The 17,727-nt window shown below is 66.4% G+C and carries 17 protein-coding genes; 12 read left to right on the forward strand and 5 right to left on the reverse strand.

The features are described from left to right. Positions 1-6: 6 nt before the first annotated feature. From ACWFRF_RS19275 to ACWFRF_RS19290, 4 genes are all read right to left on the reverse strand, one after another. Positions 7-1,599 carry a GMC oxidoreductase gene (locus ACWFRF_RS19275; protein WP_452451307.1) on the reverse strand — a complete coding sequence of 531 codons (1,593 nt, stop codon included), beginning with the start codon at positions 1,597-1,599 and terminating at the stop codon, positions 7-9. Positions 1,600-1,635: 36 nt separating this feature from the next. After that, a complete protein-coding gene (locus ACWFRF_RS19280; protein ID WP_387444755.1) occupies positions 1,636-2,259 on the reverse strand; it encodes a DUF305 domain-containing protein in 624 nt (207 codons plus the stop codon). Continuing rightward, positions 2,256-3,707 carry an LVIVD repeat-containing protein gene (locus ACWFRF_RS19285; protein WP_452451363.1) on the reverse strand — a complete coding sequence of 484 codons (1,452 nt, stop codon included), beginning with the start codon at positions 3,705-3,707 and terminating at the stop codon, positions 2,256-2,258. Before ACWFRF_RS19285 ends, ACWFRF_RS19280 begins: the two co-directional genes overlap by 4 nt. A 180-nt stretch (positions 3,708-3,887) precedes the next feature. Further along, a complete protein-coding gene (locus tag ACWFRF_RS19290) occupies positions 3,888-4,487 on the reverse strand; it encodes a TetR/AcrR family transcriptional regulator (protein ID WP_378990165.1) in 600 nt (199 codons plus the stop codon). A 377-nt stretch (positions 4,488-4,864) separates the two neighbouring features. On the opposite strand from ACWFRF_RS19290, the gene ACWFRF_RS19295 reads away from it, so the two are divergent. From ACWFRF_RS19295 to ACWFRF_RS19335, 9 genes are read left to right on the forward strand one after another with little or no spacing between them, the layout of a single operon-like run. Continuing rightward, positions 4,865-5,656: an SDR family NAD(P)-dependent oxidoreductase gene (locus ACWFRF_RS19295; protein ID WP_378990166.1), complete on the forward strand. Its 792-nt coding sequence runs from the start codon at positions 4,865-4,867 to the stop codon at positions 5,654-5,656. Beyond that, positions 5,653-6,240: a carboxymuconolactone decarboxylase family protein gene (locus tag ACWFRF_RS19300; RefSeq protein ID WP_452451309.1), complete on the forward strand. Its 588-nt coding sequence runs from the start codon at positions 5,653-5,655 to the stop codon at positions 6,238-6,240. Before ACWFRF_RS19295 ends, ACWFRF_RS19300 begins: the two co-directional genes overlap by 4 nt. After that, a complete protein-coding gene (locus ACWFRF_RS19305; protein WP_452451311.1) occupies positions 6,237-7,544 on the forward strand; it encodes an aromatic ring-hydroxylating oxygenase subunit alpha in 1,308 nt (435 codons plus the stop codon). Before ACWFRF_RS19300 ends, ACWFRF_RS19305 begins: the two co-directional genes overlap by 4 nt. Then, the gene (locus ACWFRF_RS19310) at positions 7,541-7,876 is read left to right on the forward strand and encodes a hypothetical protein (protein ID WP_379318196.1); all 336 of its coding nucleotides are present in this window, start codon (positions 7,541-7,543) and stop codon (positions 7,874-7,876) included. The genes ACWFRF_RS19305 and ACWFRF_RS19310 overlap by 4 nt, the downstream gene beginning before the upstream one ends. Before the next feature lie 19 nt (positions 7,877-7,895). After that, the gene (locus ACWFRF_RS19315; protein ID WP_452451313.1) at positions 7,896-8,735 is read left to right on the forward strand and encodes a TauD/TfdA dioxygenase family protein; all 840 of its coding nucleotides are present in this window, start codon (positions 7,896-7,898) and stop codon (positions 8,733-8,735) included. A gap of 30 nt (positions 8,736-8,765) precedes the next feature. Further along, positions 8,766-10,037, forward strand: a complete 1,272-nt coding sequence (locus tag ACWFRF_RS19320; RefSeq protein WP_452451315.1) for an aromatic ring-hydroxylating oxygenase subunit alpha — start codon at positions 8,766-8,768, stop codon at positions 10,035-10,037. Then, positions 10,034-10,369, forward strand: a complete 336-nt coding sequence (locus ACWFRF_RS19325) for a hypothetical protein (RefSeq protein WP_452451317.1) — start codon at positions 10,034-10,036, stop codon at positions 10,367-10,369. Before ACWFRF_RS19320 ends, ACWFRF_RS19325 begins: the two co-directional genes overlap by 4 nt. Beyond that, a complete protein-coding gene (locus ACWFRF_RS19330) occupies positions 10,366-11,607 on the forward strand; it encodes an amidohydrolase family protein (RefSeq protein WP_452451318.1) in 1,242 nt (413 codons plus the stop codon). The genes ACWFRF_RS19325 and ACWFRF_RS19330 overlap by 4 nt, the downstream gene beginning before the upstream one ends. Before the next feature lie 55 nt (positions 11,608-11,662). Beyond that, on the forward strand, positions 11,663-13,186 hold the full coding sequence (locus ACWFRF_RS19335; protein ID WP_452451319.1) for an aldehyde dehydrogenase: 1,524 nt from the start codon (positions 11,663-11,665) through the stop codon (positions 13,184-13,186). A 23-nt stretch (positions 13,187-13,209) separates the two neighbouring features. Here ACWFRF_RS19335 and ACWFRF_RS19340 read toward each other — a convergent pair whose 3' ends face one another. Then, complete coding sequence (locus ACWFRF_RS19340) at positions 13,210-13,812, reverse strand: TetR/AcrR family transcriptional regulator (RefSeq protein WP_379297529.1); 603 nt, start codon at positions 13,810-13,812, stop codon at positions 13,210-13,212. 196 nt (positions 13,813-14,008) lie between these two features. On the opposite strand from ACWFRF_RS19340, the gene ACWFRF_RS19345 reads away from it, so the two are divergent. The 3 genes from ACWFRF_RS19345 to ACWFRF_RS19355 are packed head-to-tail and all read left to right on the forward strand — an operon-like array spanning position 14,009 to position 17,698. Further along, complete coding sequence (locus tag ACWFRF_RS19345) at positions 14,009-15,190, forward strand: spirocyclase AveC family protein (RefSeq protein WP_452451320.1); 1,182 nt, start codon at positions 14,009-14,011, stop codon at positions 15,188-15,190. Between the two features lies 1 nt (position 15,191). Further along, complete coding sequence (locus ACWFRF_RS19350; RefSeq protein WP_452451322.1) at positions 15,192-16,007, forward strand: AAA family ATPase; 816 nt, start codon at positions 15,192-15,194, stop codon at positions 16,005-16,007. Next, a complete protein-coding gene (locus ACWFRF_RS19355) occupies positions 16,004-17,698 on the forward strand; it encodes a VWA domain-containing protein (protein ID WP_452451324.1) in 1,695 nt (564 codons plus the stop codon). The genes ACWFRF_RS19350 and ACWFRF_RS19355 overlap by 4 nt, the downstream gene beginning before the upstream one ends. Positions 17,699-17,727: the final 29 nt, after the last annotated feature.

Consider the following 17,727-nt stretch of genomic DNA (forward strand, 5'->3'; position numbering starts at 1 on the left):
CCTTGCTCAGATCACGACACCCACATCGGTGCGCACCAGGACATCCACCGCGCGTTCGGCGATCGCGGCGATGGTCATGGACGGGTTGCAGGCCGCGGTGTTGCCGGGCATGAGGGCGCCGTCGAGCACGTAGAGGCCGCGCTGACCGCGCACCCGACCGTCCAGATCGCACACGCTGTCCATGTTCGCGCCGCCGAGCGGGTGCCAGGTGGACGGGAAGACCGCGTTGGTGTCGAGCAACTGCGCGCTCGGTCCCGCGATCCGGCGCACGGCGGGGTCGATGTGGCCCACCTGGATAGCCTGATCGCCGTCGGACGGCCAGCGCAGTGTCGCGGCATCCGAGCCCGCGTCGTAGACGAATTCGCCGCGGCTCTCGCTCACGCCGTAGCCGACCAGCATGGTGCTGCCCGCGTCCATCGACAGCGGCGGCAGCGACGCCTGGATCACCGTGAACGCCGAGTGCGGATCGTCCCAGTTCTTGCTGCCGTAGACGACCGGACCGCCCTGCGCGGTACCGAAACCCGCCGCCGGATCGCGCCAGACATAGATGCGGTCGGCATTGGTGCCCCAGCCCTTGCCCAGTTCGTCCGGCAGATCCGGGATCGCGCCCGTGGCGCCGGCCCGCACCAGCAGGCGGGTGGTGTTGAGGCTGCCCGCTGCGAGCACCAGGGTGCCCGTGGTGATGATCTTGTTCTCCTGAACAACGCCCGCGGTGTCGAGACGGTCGACCCGCACCACCCAGCGACCGTCGGGCGCCCGCTCGATGTCGGTGACCTCGTGCAGGGTCTGCACGTCCACCTTCCCGGTTGCCTCGGCGGCCGCGACATAGGTGACGTCGACGGTGTTCTTGCCGCCGTTGTTCACGCCCATCGCACCGTCGCCGTTGGTGTAGGACGGTTTCATCTCCCCACGCAATTCGGCCAGCGCGTAGCTCCAGTCGATCGGCATCGGGATCTTCGACAGCGGCATCCCGGCCCCGCGCACCCGATCGGCGAAGACCCGTGCGGCCGCGTAGGGCGCGCTGTCGACCAGCTCGTCCGGCGCGGTGGCGAGGCCGAGCATGCGCGCGACGCGGGGGTAGTACACCTGGTCCATCTGCTGCCAATTCAGCCCGGCCGGGAAGTGCGTTTCGAACACCTCGCGGGTCGGCTGGAGCGACATGCCCTGATACACCAGTGATCCGCCACCGAGACCGGCCGCGCACAGCGCCGTCATCCCGCTGCCCGAGACAGCTTCGACCAGTCCGGTGTAGGGCTCGAACAGCAGTGGCGTACCGAATAGCGTCGGACTGGAGCGATGCCAGAGCAACCGCTTGTCGGGCTGGGTGGCATGCGGGAAGGTCTCCGCGTTCGGCCCGGTGACCCAGCGCTTCCCGCGCTCGAGCATCAGCACCGGCACCCCGGCCTGGGCCAGTCGTAGCGCGGTGACGCCGCCGCCGAAGCCGGAGCCGATCACCACCACCCTGCGTTCCTCCCTGGTCAGCGGGACACCACCGGTGCGGGCGGCTGTCCCGTTCTCCGCGGCGGCACGCGACGATGCGAGCAGCAAGCCCGCGGCGGCGGCACCACTGAACAGGGAACGGCGGGTCATCGTAGACATAGCGGTACCTTCATCGTGTCGTTGTCCAGGCACGGGTCAGACCCCGCGCCGGTTCAGCAGGAGGGACATCAGCCCGATTTCCTGCCCCTGGGTGCGCACCATCTCGCGGGCCGAGCGGTCGACCTCGCCTCCGGTGAGCAGCGCATCGGCAGCGGCGGCCATCTCGACCCCACCGGCATGATGGCGCCGCATCAGCCGCAGGAAAATGATCTCGGCCTGTGTTCCGCGCGCGACGGAAAGCTCGTCCAGTTCGGCGGCCGAGGCAGTCCCCGGCATCGTCCGGTCCGTCTCGGTGCCCGAATGCCGGTGTGACTGTTCGGCATCCGGCATCCACGCCATCCGGCGCGGATTGACAACCGGTGCGCCGGCCAAGCGGAGCCAACCGAGCAGCATGCCCAGTTCGGTGCGCTGACTGTCGGCGATCTGCCGGGCCAGACCGACGACGAACGGATCAGCGTCGGCGTCGAGCCGCTGGGTGAGCACCAGTGCCTGGCCGTGATGGGCCACCATGTCCTGAACGAAACCGACCTCGGTTTCGCTCAGAACCGCCGGTGCGGTGGCGCCGGCGGGCAGCACGGGCCGCAGCGCCGCGCCCATCGCGAGCAGCAGCAGGGCGAGCGCACCGAACGCGGCGAAGCGGAATCCGCTGCGCCTGATCATGATCCGGTGGTCGAGTTCTGGTCGGACGGCGGGGTGTAGACCTGCGGCGAGAGTTCGAGCGCCAGAAATCCATTGTCGGCGCAGGTGGTCCAGAGCTGATTTCCGCGCCATTCCGGCGGCGAGAAGCACCAGTCGGTCGACAGGTCCCCGACGGCCGCGCCGGTCCGTGCGCTCAGCGCCTGCTCCGGATCGAATTCGCCCCGCAGGATCGCCTGCGCGACAGAGGGCGCCGACAGTAGCGGCAGACCGATGATCGAGGCCAGCGCGTGCGATGAGTTCGACAGCGCGAAATGTTCTCCGGTGCGGGCGGGCGGGTTGAAATAACCGATCTCGCTGACCTTTCCGGGATCACGCACGTCGAAGACGCGGATTCCCGACGAGGTCCAGCCGCAGGCCAATGCCGTGGGATCGACGGGCCGGTCGGCCGCGCAGTAGTGCGCGTCGTAGGAGAACAGCGACCCACCGCCGGCTGAAGCGAGCAGCGAGTCCTGGTGTTCGGTCTGGTTGATCTCGAGCTTGATCGAGCCGGAGATCCGCGGATGCCGCTCGTCGGAGACATCGATGAGTTTCACCCCACCGGACCCGGCTTCGTCGACGGCGAACACATGGGGCACTCCCCCGTATGTCACCGGAACGGTGTGCTGTGTCGCCCAGCCGTCCGACCAGGTCAGATCGGCGAGCTCGGGCACCTGCGGTGCGAGGTCACGCCGCTGGACCGCGCTGATGTCGAGGATCTTCATCCCGCCGAGGTTGTTCGCCAGGTAGAGGCGGTTGCCATCCGGGGAGACGCCGACCCCGTGCATGGACAGCCCGGGCAGGCCCTGCCACACCACTCGCGGATTCGCCGGGTCGGTCAGGTCGACCGCGCTGAGCAGGCCGGGCGCTGTACCCGAGCTCCAATAGGTACGACCGTCCGGAGAGAAACCGCCCTCATGAGCGGTGATCGGCAGCGGCAAGGACAGATCGGTCCCGGTGCCCGGGTTGAGCAGGCGCGGATGCGCGCAGTCGCTGATGTCGTACACCGACAGCAGACCCGCGCCGGTCAGGAAGGGCACGCCCGCGCCGACCAGCAGTTTGCGAGCCTTGTTGACCTTCAAACTCTCCCAGGTTCCCGCCAGCATCGCGGGCTCGGTCAGTGTGGCGGTGTGCACGGGTGCGGCCGGGTCGCGTACATCGATGACCTGCACGCCGGCGTCGGGTCCGAGTAGGTCACCGGGAAAGAATGTGCCGACGTAGGCGCAGTGGTCGAAGGTCACCGAGGTGATGCCACCGCCCCGGCCGCCCGCGGCACCGAGTAGCCGGATGTTGCACCGGAATCCGTCCCGAGAACGACCGCTGTCACGGTCGGCGGCGGGAACGTCACCCTGTAGCCCGGATTCGGGGGCCGAGCCGGGCAGGCAGTCGGCGCGGGTCGCGGGCGGCGCAGAATGCGCGGTCACCCCGCCCATCGACACCAGGAGCGCGGCGGCCAGTATCAGTCCGGCGCGCCGATGCGCACGGGCAGAAAAAGTGATCATGAGTGCTGTCGTCGCCCCGAGCAGAGGCGCCTTTCTCGAGTAGTAACCGTGTTACTGGTCGCAGACGGTACCACTCGAGAAGCGCCGGGAAACGGAATCCGGCGAATCGGTTCAGCGCACCCGGTCGCGCCGCTCCCCCTCGACTTCACGCAGGAACGACTCGATGAGATCGACGACGTCCGCGTGGCCGGTGTCGACGTCGAAGGCTTCCTCCATCCGCAGGAAGCGGGAGATACTCGACATCAGCAACACCAGGGCGCCGGGCGTGTAGCCGGCCGCGCTCGCGCCGTAGCCGGCGAGGATCTCGGCCACGGCGTCGAGTTGAAGCGAGCGGAATCGGCGCGAGGAATCGGCGATCTCGGCCCGGATCGCCTTCCGGTGGTTTGCCAGCGCGACGAATTCCATGGTCAGTGCGGTGTGCGACTGGTCATGAATGGAGTCCCACAGCGCCCAGAGCGGCTGGGCCGATTCCAGCGCCCGTAGCTGACGTTCGTAGCTACGGTCGGCTCCTCGCCGGAACAGTTCGACGAACAAGTTGTCCATGTTGCCGAAGTAGTAGTAGACGAGCGCGGGATTCACCCCGGCCCTGGTACCGAGACGCCGGGAACTGACGGCGGCGTAGCCCTCCTCCAGCATGATGCGCTCGGCCGCGTCCAGCAGCGCGGAGCGGGATGTGGAGTTCTCGGCGTCAGAGCTGTGCTCGGGCTTCACATGGAGACCTGTCTGTCGTGCGACAGGCGCTGTGGTCTGTCGCGTGGATCGCGGTTCATGGTCAGACAGCGCCCAGCGGTGTTGGGGTTCACCAGTTTACGGCCGTGCGGGGCCGCGATCGCTGACAAGGCCGGTTCACGAATCGGACTCTTGACAGTGGTGAGCGCCGTCACGTATATCTTAATCACTCGCTCAAATTGAGCACTCGATTAATAAAGGAACGAGCCTTCTCGGCCATTCCTGCAGCCCACCGACGGCTGGTCCATCGCGACCCACCCCATCCCTGGAGGATGTGCCTCCCCCGCGCCGACCACGGCGCCATCCCGCACTGGGATCCGGCGACGGCCCACCTTGCCGACGAGCAGAGGAACACGGATATGAGCAACACAGCCACAACGGCCTCGGCGGCGGTAGGCGGCCGGTCACCAGCTCGGGTTGCGGTGGTCACCGGCGGCGCCTCCGGTATGGGCCTGTCGATCTGCGTGGCGTTCGCCGCTGCCGGACATCGGGTCGCGGTCCTCGACGTGGACGGCGCGGCCGCGCAGCGAGTCGCCGAACAGTTGCGCGCGACCGGCGCGACGGCGATGGCCTGCGCGGTCGATGTCACCGATCGCGACGCGGTCCGGGAGGCGATCGGCAAGGTCCGGGTCGAGTTCGGCGCGATCGAAATCCTCGTCACCAGTGCGGGTTCCGTCGATTTCGCGCCGTTCACCGACATCACGCCACAGGCGTGGAACCGCGTTGTCGACGTGAACCTGAACGGGGTGTTCCACTGCGCGCAAGCCGTTGTGCCGGACATGGTCGCGGCCGGATGGGGTCGTATCGTGACGATCTCGTCGTCGAGTGCGCAGCGCGGGTCGCCGGGCATGGTGCACTACACCGCGTCCAAAGGCGCTGTCCTCGCGATGACCAAGGCCTTGGCGCGCGAGTACGCCGCCGCCGGTATCACGGTCAATACGATTCCGCCCTCGGGCATCGATACGCCCATGTCGCGCCAGTCGCAGGCGGCGGGCCATCTGCCCGCGAGCGCCGTGATGGCCGCGGCGATCCCGGTCGGGCACTTGGGAACCGGCGAGGACATCGCCGCCGCGTGTGTCTTCCTGTGCTCGGAGCAAGCCGGCTACATCACCGGGCAGGTCCTCGGCGTGAACGGCGGGTCGGTGATATGAGCCTGTCCGCCGCTGCTCGACTGGTGCCCCTGCCGGTCCGGGAGTGGGACGAGAAGACGCGCGCGATGTTGCGCGGACACGTGAAATCGGCCGATCGGTACCTCTCCGGAGCACCCGATGCCCCGGCGATGCCGGGCGTCCTCGGCGTGCTGGCCCATCACCCCGAACTGGCCGGTGCGTGGTTGGCCTACAACGGTCTGCTGATCGAGCGTCCCACCGTGGACCCACGTGACCGCGAACTGGTGATCCTGCGGGTCGCCTGGCGCAGCGAGTCGGATTACGAATGGGCACAGCATGTTCGGATCGCCACGTCGCTCGGCGTCGACGCGGAGCAGATCGAGGCGGTGCGCTACGGACCGCAGGCACCGGTGTGGTCGCCGGTGCAGCGCGCACTGCTGGCGATGACCGACCAACTGCTGGATCGACATCGCGTCGACGACGCCGTCTGGGCCCAGCTCGAACTCCATTTCGACAGTCGGCAGCTGATCGAGCTGCTGTTCGTCGCCGGCTCCTATCTGTGTTTGGCGATGGTGTTCAACAGCGTTGCCCTGCAACCGGACCCCGAACAGGAGGAACGATCATGAGCAAAGTCGTCCACGAACCGGCCGCGCGCCATCGATGGCCGAGACCGCCCGAAGGCACCTGGACTCAGCACTATCCCGAGCTCGGAACGTCGATGATGTCGTTCGAGGATTCGGTGTCGCCGGAATTCTTCGAACTCGAGCGCGAGGCCATTTTCAAGCGCGCCTGGCTCAATGTGGGTCGCGTAGAACAGGTACCGAAAACCGGAAGTTACTTCACCAAAGAGCTTGATGTGGCGCGCGCGTCGATCATCGTGGTGCGCGATCACGACGGTTCGGTCAAGGCCTTCCACAATGTGTGCCGCCACCGCGGCAACAAGCTCGTCTGGAACGAGTTTCCCAAAGAAGAGACCTCGGGAATATGCCGCCAGTTCACCTGCAAGTATCACGGTTGGCGCTACGGCCTCGACGGGTCACTGAACTTCGTCCAGCAGGAGAACGAGTTCTTCGACCTCGACACAACGCAGCTCGGCCTGAGTCCGGTGCACTGCGACGTGTGGGCCGGCTTCATCTTCGTCAACCTCGACGCCACACCGCGGCAGACACTGCGGGAATTCCTCGGCCCGATGATCACCGATCTGGATGGCTACCCGTTCGACAAGATGACCGAATGGTACGAATTCAGCGCCGACAACCAGAGTAACTGGAAGTTGTTCGCCGACGCGTTCCAGGAGTACTACCACGTGCCCGGACTGCACTCGCAGCAGGTTCCCAGCGCGGTGCGCACCCCGGGCAAGGGTTTCGAGTGCGCGCATTTCCAGGTCGACGGCCCACATCGGATGGTCTCCACCGGCGGCGCGCGACGCTGGACGATGCCGCCGGAGTTCATGTATCCGATCGAACGGGTGACCCGTAGCGGCCTGGTCGGCCCGTGGGAGTCGCCGGAGCTGGGCGAGCTGCCCAAGGGCTTGAATCCCGGCCGGATCGAGCCGTGGGGTATCGACAACTTCCAGATCTTCCCCAATATCGAGATCCTCATCTATCGCGGCTGGTATCTGCTCTACCGCTATTGGCCGACCTCCTACCACTCCCACCGGTTCGAGGGAATGCTGTGCTTCCAGCCCGCGCGCACGGTCCGCGAACGGGTCGAGCACGAGGTCGCCTCGGTCGTCTTCAAGGAGTTCGCGCTCCAGGACGCGGGCATGCTCACCGGCACCCAGACCGCGCTGGAATCGGCGTACCGCACCGCCGGCCTGACCCACTTCCCGGTCAATGATCAGGAAATCCTGGTGCGCCACTTCCACAAGACCGTCGCCGACTGGGTCGACGTCTACCGGCACGATCTCGCCGGGGCCGATGCGCGATGACATCGACCATGCTGCCGCCCGCCTTCGCCGACCTCGAACGGTTCGCCGTCGACTGGTGCCTGAAGACCGAAGCCGAGCGCTACGCCCGCCGCCTGGCCAGTCCCATGCAGGAATTGATCGACTTCTACGACGCGTGCTTCCCGCGCGTCGAGGACGCCCTCTCCTACTGCGACAAGTTCTCGCTCGAGGAATTGCCCGAGGACGCGATACACCTGCTGCACCTGGTGTATTCGCTGGTCATGGTCGCGATGGCCGTCGAGATCTTCCAACAACCCAAGCCCGTCGACAGCGCCGACGCCGAACTCGCGCGCGTCAGCGCTCCCTGGCCGTAGGACACGAAGGAACTCCACCATGACGATTACCATCGAGAAACTCGGCCAGGCCGTCGGAGCCGAGGTCATCGGCATTCGGCGCGAGCAATTGCTCAGCGACAGCAGCGTCGCCGCGACCGTGATGTCGGCCCTCGAGGAGAACGGAGTGCTGGTCTTCCGGGACCTGCATCTGGACCCCGAAACCCAGGTGGCGTTCTGCCGCACGCTCGGACAGGTGGACACCTCACCCGGGCACCACCCGGTGGAGGGCATCTATCGGGTCAGCCTCGACACCACCAAGAACTCGTCGGCGAGCTACCTGCGCGCGACCTTCGACTGGCATATCGACGGCTGCACGCCCGAAGACGACGCGTACCCGCAGATGGCGACCGTGCTCACCGCCAAGGCCGTCGCCGCCACCGGCGGTGAGACCGAATTCGCCAGTACCTACAAGGCTTTCGACGACTTGACCACCGAGGAACAGACGTCGCTGCGGTCCTTGCGCGTGGTGCATTCGCTCGAGGCGTCGCAGCGCGGGGTGAACGCGGACCCGACGCCCGAACAACTGGTGGCATGGCGCCGACGTCCGATCAAGGAACACCCGCTGATCTGGACGCACAAATCGGGACGGCGCTCGCTGGTTCTCGGCGCGTCGACCGATCACGTCGTCGGGATGCCCGCCGACGAGAGCAGGGCCCTGCTCGACGGACTGCTGAGCCGCTGCACCGCACCCGACCGCGTCTACCGCCACACCTGGGCGGTCGGGGACACGGTGATCTGGGACAACCGCGGTGTCATCCACCGCGCCGCGCCCTACCCGTCGGGTTCCGCGCGAGAGATGTTGCGCACCACGGTGCTCGGTGAAGAACCGATCGAATAGTCCACCGATTCCGCTTTTCAGGAGTACATCATGGCTCGTTGGCCCAAGCCCGCAGAGGGTAGCTGGACCCAGCACTACCCCGAACTCGGCACCGCGCCGATGTCCTACGAGGACTCGATCTCGCCGGAGTTCTTCGAACTCGAGCGCGACGCGATCTTCAAACGCGCCTGGCTCAATGTCGGTCGCATCGAACAGCTGCCACGCACCGGCAGCTATTTCACCAAGGAAATCCACGCCGCGCACTCCTCGATCATCCTGGTCCGCGATCGCGACGGCAGTGTCAACGCCTTTCACAATATCTGCCGGCATCGCGGAAACAAGCTGGTGTGGAACGAGTTTCCCCGCGAGGAGACCTCCGGCACCTGCCGCCAGTTCACCTGCAAATACCACGGCTGGCGCTACGGCCTCGACGGCGCGCTGACCTTCGTGCAGCAGGAGAGCGAGTTCTTCGACCTGGACAAGGACAGCCTCGGACTCGCGCGCGTGCACTGCGAGGTCTGGTCGGGGTTCATCTTCGTCAATCTTGCCGCGCAACCACGTCAGACACTGCGGGAGTTCCTGGGCCCGATGGTGACCGGTCTCGAGGGATACCCGTTCGACCAGCTGACCGAACGCTATTCCTACAAGGCCGAGGTCGGCGCCAATTGGAAGCTCTACCTGGACGCGTTCCAGGAGTTCTACCACGCGCCGATTCTGCACGGAAAGCAGACGCCCGACAATTTCTCCGTGGCCGCCCAGCAGGCGGGATTCGAAGCACCGCACTACCAGCTCGACGGGCCGCACCGGCTGGTCAGCACCTCCGGGGTGGTGACCTGGGAACTCGACGCGTCGATGCGTAAACCGATGGAGGACATCACCCGCAGTGGCCTGTTCGGCCCCTGGGACGTGCCCGATCTCGGTGCGATGCCGGCCGGGCTCAACCCCGCGGGCTGTGACCCATGGGGGCTGGATTCGTTCCAGCTGTGGCCGAATTTCACGATTCTCATCTGGTCCGGCGGCTGGTATCTCACCTACCAGTACTGGCCGACCTCGCACAACACTCACATTTTCGAGGGCAACCTGTACTTCACCCCCGCCCGTACCCCCCGCGATCGCGTCGCCCGCGAAATGGCGGCGGTCACCTTCAAAGAATATGGGCTGCAGGACTCTTCGACGCTGGAAGCGACCCAGCTCATGCTCGAGTCGCGCGCGGTGACGACATTCCAGCTCAACGACCAGGAGATCCTGCTCCGGCACCTGCACAAGGTCGCCGCGGACTGGGTCGGCGACTATCAGCGCGAACGTACGGAGGCCAAGCGATGAGCGCGCAGCTACTGCCGATCGAATTCGGCGATCTCGAGCAGTTCGCCGAGAAATGGTGTCTGGCTGACGAAACCCAACGCTACGATCAGCGCTTGGGCTCCACGATGCCCGATATGCAGCGGTTCTACGACGCGATCGCCGCACGGGCCGAGGACGCGCTCACCTACTGCGACAAGTTCTCGATCGACGACATGCCCGAGGACGCCAAAAACCTGATGTACCTGCTGTATTCGATGATCCAGGTGTCGTTTCCCATCGAGGTGTGGCGACAGCCGCGCATCCCGGACACCGGGACAGCGTCGTTGACCTGCGTGATCGAGCCCGCGCTATGAGCAGCTCCATCGTGTTGCGGGCCGCGGCCTGGGTCGACGTCGAGACCGGGCAGCGGCACACGCCGGCGGTGATCGTCGTGGACGACAACCGGATCACCGCGATCAACCCGGTCGAGGTGCCCGCCCACGCGCAGGTCATCGATCTCGGTGCGCTCACGCTGCTGCCCGGATTGATGGACATGGAGGTCAACCTGCTCATCGGCGGGCCCGACAATCCCTCGGGATTGCCCAACCCGATGCACGGTGTGCAGGACGATCCGGTCTATCGGACACTGCGGGCCTCGGTGAACGCCCGCGTCACCCTGCACGCCGGATTCACCACCGTCCGCAACCTCGGCCTGATGGTGAAGACCGGCGGCTATCTACTGGATGTGGATCTGCACCGCGCGATCGAACAGGGCTGGCTGGAGGGCCCGCGCATCGTGTCGGCCGGGCACGCCATCACCCCGACCGGCGGTCACCTCGATCCGACGATGTTTCAGCGTCTGGCCCCGCACATCATGCCGATCACCGTGGAGGAGGGCCGCGCCAACGGCGTGCCGCAGGTCCGCGAATCCGTGCGCTACCAGATCAAATACGGCGCCGAGGTCATCAAGATCTCGGCATCGGGCGGGGTGATGTCGCACGGCACCGTCGCCGGAGCGCAGCAGTACTCCGACGAGGAACTGGCCGCGATCGTCGACGAGGCGCATCGGGCCGGGGTGCACGTGGCCGCGCACGCCCACGGCGACGCGGGCATCCGCGCCTGCCTGCGCGCCGGGGTCGACTGCATCGAGCACGGCTCCCTCGCCGAGGACGACACCATCGCGCTGATGGTCGAGCAGGGCGCCTTCCTGGTGCCGACGAGCTACCTCTCTGAAGGGCTCGATGTCTCCAAAGCCGCACCCGCGCTCCAGAAGAAGGCCGCCGAGGTCTTCCCACGGGCGCGCGAGACCCTGCGCAAGGCCATCCGCGCCGGCGTCAAGATCGCCTGCGGCACCGACGCGCCCGCGGTTCCGCACGGCCACAACGCCAAAGAACTGTGGGCGCTGGTCGACCGCGGCATGACACCGGCGCAGGCACTGCGCGCGGCGACGATCACCAGCGCCGAACTCATCGGTGTCGACGACCGAGGGCGGCTGGCACCCGGGCTGCTGGCCGACATCATCGCCGTACCCGGGGACCCCACCGCCGACATCACGACCATCGAGGACGTTCGGTTCGTGATGAAGGACGGCCGGGTCCACAAGAAGCCCTGATCAGCGAAAACCGTTCGACCGCAGTCCGAATACGCGCATCAGATCCGAGGTAGCAATGTCGCCACGTCAGCAGCTCTACATCGGCGGTCGCTGGGTCGACCCAGCCACCGACCAGACGGTCGAGGTGATCTCGCCGCACACCGAGCAGGTCATCGCCCGGGTCGCCGACCCGACGACCGCCGATGTCGATCGCGCGGTCGCGGCCGCGCGCGCGGCGTTCGACACCGGACCGTGGCCCCGCACGGATCCGCACGAGCGCGTGGCGATCATCCGCGAGCTGGTGCGGTGCTACCGCGCCCGCGAAGACGAACTCGCGCAGCTGATCACCACCGAAATGGGTGCGCCGATCACCTTCTCGCGCTCGGCGCACGCCAAGCTGCCCGGGATCATGATGAGCGCTTTCGCCGACATCGCGGCCGCCTACCGATGGCGCGACACCAGAGCCGGGTTCCTCGGCCGGGACGTGGTCGTGGGCCACGAACCCGTCGGGGTCGTGGCCGCGATCATTCCCTGGAACATGCCGATGTTCTTGATGGTGGGCAAGCTGATCCCCGCACTGCTCGCCGGGTGCACGGTGGTGCTCAAACCGTCGCCGGAGACGGCGTTGGACGCGCATCACATGGCCGAACTGCTCGATCAGGTCGGGTTGCCACCAGGGGTGGTCAGCATCCTGCCCGCCGGGCGGGAAGTCGGCCGGCACCTGGTCGCGCACCCGGGCGTAGACAAGGTCTCGTTCACCGGATCCACCGGGGCGGGTAGACAAGTCGCCGAGGTCTGCGGCGCGGCACTGCGCAAGGTCAGCCTCGAACTCGGCGGCAAATCAGCCGCAGTGGTGCTCGATGACGCCGATCCCTCTGCCGTGGCCACCGGCATGATGGTGGCCGGGCTGATGAACAGCGGCCAGGCCTGCGTCGCCCAGACCCGAGTCCTCGTCCCGCAGCATCGCCGCGACGAATTCGTCGACGCGTTGGTGAGTGTGATCGAAAACCTCACCGTCGGTGACCCGTTCGATCCAGCGACCCGAGTCGGCCCGATGGTCTCGCACCGTCAACAGCAGCGCGTTCGGGACTACATCGACCTGGGGCAGCGCGAAGGAGCCCGCCTACTCGTCGGCGGCAGCGACCTGCCCGAGGGCATCGAGCGTGGTTGGTACGTCCGGCCCACCTTGTTCGCCGACGTGGACAATTCCATGCGGATCGCACAGGAGGAGATCTTCGGTCCCGTCCTGAGCGTGATCGCCTACGCCGACGACGAACACGCGTTGCATCTCGCCAACGACAGCGAGTACGGGCTCTCGGGCTCGGTGTGGTCACCCGATATCGAACGCGCCACGGCGATCGCGCGCCGGGTGCGCGCGGGCACCGTCGGCATCAACGAGCCCTACAGCATGGATCCCGTGGCGCCTTTCGGCGGCGTCAAGAACAGCGGCATCGGCCGCGAGTTCGGCGCCGAGGGCCTCGAGGGCTACCTCGACACCGTGTCACTCTCGATGCGCCCCCCGGCGAATTCCGCACTGCCGCAGGCGAATACCCTCTCCCCTCGAGCCATGGCCCCGCCGAGCGGGATCCGCAGCTCATGAGCGACCGGGGCCGGGATTCGCGATCAGGGCAGCTTGATCGCGGACATGTACATCTCGAGGATCGGTCCGTAGAGGTCGACGCTGTCGAGTTCGGTGCCCAGCACAACGGAGGGCGTCGTGTGGATGAGCACCCTCGCCATCGTCATCGGCGGAATCAGCGACGTCGCTCCCAGCCGGTCCAGATTCTCGATGATGAACTGCCCCAAGGCTTCCACCGTCTCTTCCCGCCGGGCGGCGACCCGTTCCCTGACCTCGGGGTTACGCAGCAGATACAGGGTGAATTCCATCCCCAGCGCGGCGTGCTCGGTGCCGCGATCGGCGCCGAGCCGACGCCACAGCTCGCCGACTCGGTCCAGCTCTTCGGCTCCCACCTTCGACGCCGCCGCCAATACCTCGGTGAAGGTATCGAAGTAACGCTGCATGTACCGATCGTTCACCCCCAGGAAAAGTTCTTCCTTGGTGGCGAAGTGCTTGTAGATCGCGCCCTTGGTGTAGCCGGCGGCATGGGCGATGTCGTCGAGTGTCGCCGCCGCGAAACCCTTTTCGGCAAATACTTCTTCGGCGGCCTCCAGGAGCAGCCCCCTGGTGCGCTCGAGTCTCCGATCCCTGGTCCACCGCTCAGCCATGTCAACGATTATGGCACGAATCCAAGAAACTCCTCAGTATCTGAGATTCTCAGTGGTATATTTCAGGTTGTACAGATACTTCAGGAGCGTGATCGATGACTCCCCCATCGACTTCCACGGCCATCGCCGATTCCATTCCGAATTTCGAGCGTATCGACGCACATCGGACCACCACAATTCATCGAGGAGGTGCGCTGTGAGCGGACCGTCGGAGCCGAAAAAGGGAACCACCGTCACCGAGCCACTCAGCAACGTGGCCGCCCTCGGCGCAAAAGTTCAGGGCACCAGCAAAGCGGTGAAAATCTGGGCAACCCTCGGCGGGTTGATCCTCGCCCTCCAGATATACGTGTGGCTGCGCTGGATCACCGGACCCAATTTCGAACGCGTCCCCACCGGACCGAGCGATCCGCCGACTTTCATGAAGGTGATTCTCACCGTCTGGACCGCGGTGATCCTGCTCGGCCTGCCGGTCGGCGCGTATTTCTTCATCATCCGGCCATGGCTGCGTGAGCGGCGAATAACGCTCGACGGCATGCTGTTCGTGGCCTGCGGCCTGATGTTCTTCCAGGACCCCCTGCTCAACTACTTCAATACGTGGAGTACCTACAACACCTGGATGTTCAACAGGGGCTCGTGGGTACAGGACGTACCGGGCTGGCAATCCTATGGCGAACCGGGCGCCATGATGGCCGAGCCGATCCTGATGAACGCACCGGGCTATTCCTACGGCGTGCTGCTCTGCACGATTCTCGGCTGCTGGGTGATGCGAAAGGCCAAGCAGCGCTTCCCGAATATCAGCACCGGTGCGCTGATCGGTGTGCTGCTCGTCTGGACATTCTTCTTCGATCTCGTCATCGAAGGTCTGTTCCTGATGCCGATGGGCCTTTTCACCTACCCCGGCGCACTCCAGGCATGGTCGATCAATGCCGGCACCTATTACCAGTGGCCGCTGTACGAGGGGCTCATGTGGGGCGGCGTTCAGGCAGGCCTCTGCTCGCTGCGCTATTTCACCGACGACCGCGGACGGACCATCGTCGAGCGTGGCCTGGACCAGATCCAGGGCGGATTCGTCAAACAACAGTTCACGCGTTTTCTGGCGATCTTCGCGGCGGTCAGCACCTTCTTCTTCGTGGGCTACAACCTGCCCGCGCAGTTCTTCGCCCTGCACACCGATCCCTGGCCCGAGGACATCCAGAAGCGCTCGTACTTCAACATGGGCATCTGTGGTGAAGGCACCGACCGGCTCTGCCCGCATCCCGATCTGCCGGTCCCCTTCCGCAACAGCGGCTACATAGATTCGACCGGGAAACTCATCCTGCCGGACGGTGCGGAATTGCCGAAGATCATTCCCTTCGCCGACACCGACAAAGGAAACTGACATGACCAATCGATCCAGCGCTGTACTCGATGTTCCGCGTGCACCGTTCTATCGGGCGGTCGGCGACGAGGTCGAGGTCTTCCGGGCGGCGGCCGTAGGCGGCCTCCCACTTCTCCTCAAGGGCCCCACGGGCTGCGGAAAAACGCGCTTCGTGGAAACCATGGCCGCCGAACTCGGCCGCGAACTGATCACCGTCGCCGGACACGAGGACATGACCTCGGCGGATCTGGTCGGACGTTTCCTGCTCAAGGGCGGCGAAACGGTCTGGGTGGACGGGCCGTTGACGCGGGCGGTGCGTGCGGGCGCCATCTTCTATCTGGACGAGGTCGTGGAGGCGCGCCAGGACACCACCGTGGTGATCCACCCGCTCGCCGATCACCGCCGCGAACTTCCGGTCGACCGACTCGGCGTGACCTTGCCCGCGGCACCTGGGTTTCAGCTGGTGATCTCCTACAACCCCGGCTATCAGAGCGTGCTGAAGAACCTCAAGGAGTCGACTCGGCAGCGCTTCGTCGCGATCGAACTCGGCTTCCCGCCGCCCGAGATCGAGCGCGAGGTGATCGCCCACGAAGCCGGGGTCGACGCCGAGACCGCGCGGGCACTGGTCGCGGTCGGCAGCGCCATCCGCAACCTGGACAACTCACCGCTGCGGGAGGTGTCCTCCACCCGGATGCTCATCCTGGCCGGCGGCCTCGTCGCGGGCGGGTTGGCTCTGCGTACCGCCGTGCAATCGGCTGTGGTGCAGGCGCTCTCGGATGACGCGGATATCGTCGCCGCCCTCGGCGAACTCGTCGACGCCGTCCTCCCACGGCCATGATCGACAACGATCCGAACGGGCCGGAGCGGTTCAGGCTCCTGGCCACCTATCTCGCCGGCAGGTCTGTGGGTATCGCAGAGCTGCCGGCGGGCGGGACCCCGTATACGAACGGCCGGATCGTGTTCGTGTCGGGCGGTGCGACCGATGCCGAGCAGCGGCGCCAAGTGCTCGTACAGAGCGCGCTGCTCGGCGCCGGGAGCCTGGATCCGGCGTTGGTGCGGTCCTTGCGCGGGCGTCCGACGGCGGCTCGCCGCTATCTGGCTCTCGAGGGCCGTCGCGTCCTCACCGAACTCGCCCAACGACTTCCGCTCGCCACCGAGGTCGGGCTCTGCGGTACCCCCGCGACCACGACTGCCGCAGATTCGCTCGCGGCAGCCAAGGGGAAAACGCCGGTCGAGGAGCCACCCGCCTGGTTCGGCGCCATCAAACCCTCCCAGTTGGTGGCCTCGGATCCCGGCCCGGGCGGACGAGCGAGCGAGCGCGAACTGCGCCTGGAATTCGACCTCAGCGACATCCCCGAGGCCGATGACGAGATCGAGGACAGCGTCGAGAAGTCCGAGGAGAGCAAGATTCTCAAACTCTTCGAGAATCCCCTCTTCAGCGGCAAGTCGGCGATGGAATTCCTGCGCAAGGCCATGGGCAGTTCGCGGTCCGACGGTGACTCGCCCGGCGGCACCGAGGCACCGGTCAGCGCGGTACGGCGGGCGCGGATGGTCGGCCCCAACGCCCGGCCGCTGCCCACCCGGATCGTGTTCACCGACACCGACAAGCCGGGCGCCGCCGCCGGAATCGGCGGCGCTCTCCATCCCGAGTGGGACGTGTTCAACAACCGGTACAAACCGGATTGGTGCCGAGTCGTCGATTTCCCGCTGACCGCTCCCACCGATATCGCGGCAGCGCGCGTACCGGAAGACGATGTGCTGCGGCGGCGGCTGGCTCGGGTCGGGCTCGGCCCGAAGGTGCTGCGCGGGCGACCCGATGGTGACGAGCTCGATATCGAGGCGCTCATCGACCTGTTCGTCGATCTGCGTTCGGGCTACTCGCGGCCGGAGAACGTGTACCTCGAACACCGCAGGCTCGAACGCAATCTCGGCGTCATGATCCTGCTCGACGCCTCCGGCTCGTCCACCGACGCCGACCTGGAGGGCCTGTCCGTGCACGAGCACCAGCGGCGCGCGGCCGCCACCCTGGCCGTGACGCTCGAAGAACTCGGTGACCGCGTCGCGGTGTACGCCTTCCGCTCCGAGGGCCGCCACGCGGTGTACCTGCCGGCGATCAAGACCTTCGACCAGCGCTTCGGCGCTGTCGGTCGAGCCAGACTCAATCAGCTCGCGCCCTCGAACTACACCCGGCTCGGGGCAGGGATCCGGGGCGCGGGCGAGATTCTGAAAAACGAAGCGGGAACACAGAATCGGCTGTTGGTGGTGCTGTCGGACGGCTGCCCCTACGACGACGGCTACGAGGGCCGCTACGCCGAGGCCGACGCCGCGAAGGCGCTCGAGGAACTGCGCGCCGAAGGCGTGGCGTGCCTGTGCCTGTCCATCGGCGCCACCACGCCCGCCGACGCCCTCGAACGCGTCTTCGGCTCCGTCGGTCATGCCGGCGCGGCCACCCTGAGCGAACTGAGCCCGCGCATGGACGAACTGTTCCTGGCCTCCCTTCGCGAACTCGCCGCGCCCACACCGGGCTGACGCGACGTCGATATCGGAAAGAGAGCTCG

This window comes from Nocardia sp. NPDC055165, assembly GCF_053606985.1.